Genomic DNA, 330 nt, shown 5'->3' on the forward strand with positions numbered 1-330 from the left:
GGTATGTTCGCTGTGTATAAACGAGTAATTGGGAAAATCTCCTTTACGTCTTTAAACACAGTTGTAAGTAGTTCTGGTGTGAACCAAGGGTTGTCCGTTTGTGCAACGAAAATACCTTCTTCTTTTAACGCTTTAGAGATTCCAGCGTAGAAGCCTTTTGTAAATAGAGTTACTGCTGGTCCTACTGGCTCAGTAGAATCTACCATAATTACGTCATATTCATTTTCGCTTTCTGCAATGTGTAGGAAACCGTCTCCTACTTTTACTACTACACGCTCATTATCTAGTGCGCCTGCAATTGATGGTAAGTATTGTTTAGAGTACTCAATA

Annotated in this window: 1 protein-coding gene; it reads right to left on the bottom strand. The window is 39.1% G+C overall.

The genetic code is table 11. From position 1 onward, the window contains the following. Positions 1 to 330, bottom strand: a 330-nt coding sequence (locus ACSG5Z_RS29890; protein ID WP_503827181.1) for a spermine/spermidine synthase domain-containing protein, incomplete at both ends; no start/stop codon positions are given.

The sequence above is a fragment of the Bacillus pretiosus genome (genome assembly GCF_051294775.1).
Taxonomy (GTDB): Bacteria; Bacillota; Bacilli; order Bacillales; family Bacillaceae_G; genus Bacillus_A; species Bacillus_A wiedmannii.